Origin of the sequence: Clavibacter lycopersici (genome assembly GCF_003576405.1) — a bacterium.
Classification (GTDB): Bacteria; Actinomycetota; Actinomycetes; order Actinomycetales; family Microbacteriaceae; genus Clavibacter; species Clavibacter lycopersici.
Genome location: NZ_QWGT01000426.1, coordinates 1 through 1068, shown reverse-complemented (window position 1 = coordinate 1068; position 1068 = coordinate 1). Strand labels below are relative to the sequence as shown.

The window sequence follows — 1068 nt, the reverse complement described above, 5'->3', positions numbered from 1 at the left end:
CTCCGAGCGGCCCGCGGTGGTCGAGGCGCCGGGCGGCGACAGCGGCGACCTCGGCGCGGACCTCGCCGAGGGCCTCATCGCCGACGTGGACGACGGGCGCCGCGGGCTCGCGGTGGTCGCGCTGGAGCCGGCCGCAGATCCGCTCGAGGTCGCGCTCGTGCTGGAGCACGTCGTCGAGGCGCGGCATCCCGGATCCACGCCCATCGGCATCGTCGACGTGATCGCGGTCTCCTCCGTCGCCGAGATCCGGGAGCTGCTGCTCGACCCGGGCGACGCCGACGTGACGCCGTTCGACGCGGCCGAGCGGCTGGCCGGGCGGCTCGAGTGCGCGAGCGCCGTGGTGCTCGAGGACCTGGATCCGGACCGCCCGGCCCCGGACGCGCTCCGCGTCGTCGCCCTGCTCGCGCACCTCGCCCCGGACGCGCGCATCGTCGCCACGGCCGACCGCGCGTCGCTCGCGCCCGCACCCCTGCGCATCGGCCGCCAGCGCGCCCGACGGCTCGCCGCGGGCATGGGGTGGCAGCTCGCGCTCGCGGGCGAGGCCGCGCCGACGTCCGCAGGCGGGATGGGCGTGCACGTCTTCCGCGATCCGCGCCCGTTCCATCCCGGCCGGCTGCACGCGGCCGTCGCGCACGACCTCGTGCCCGGTCCGGTCGGCCGGATCGTCCGCTCGCGCGGGCTCGTGCGCCTCGCGACCCGCCCCGCGACCGTCGGCTCGTGGGCCACGGCGGGCGACGTGCTGAGCCTCGACCCGACGGCCATGCGCAGCTGGGACGCCGACTCGCCCGCCGGGCAGGAGATCGCGTTCGTGGGCGAGCACCTCGACGGCGCCCTGCTCGACCGGATCCTCGGCGCCTGCCTCCTCGACCCGGCCGAGTTGGTGGCCGGGCCCGCGGCGTGGCACGGCTACGCGGACCCGTTCCCCGCCTGGGACACCGAGCACCGGCACTGATCCGGCGGGCGTCCGTCGCCGGCGCCGGGATGCGCCGCACGCGCGAGGGAGGCCCGCCACCCTGGGGGATGGCGGGCCTCCCGCGCACGCGGCGCGCCGACGGTCGGGGTGCGGTG

At 78.8% G+C, this 1068-nt stretch carries 1 protein-coding gene; it reads left to right on the top strand.

Going from position 1 to position 1068, the window contains the following annotated elements; translation table 11 throughout:
* The coding region (locus DZG00_RS15695) for a GTP-binding protein (RefSeq protein ID WP_147360075.1) at positions 1 to 952 on the top strand (952 nt) is incomplete at its 5' end.
* Between the last annotated feature and the right edge of the window lie 116 nt (positions 953 to 1068).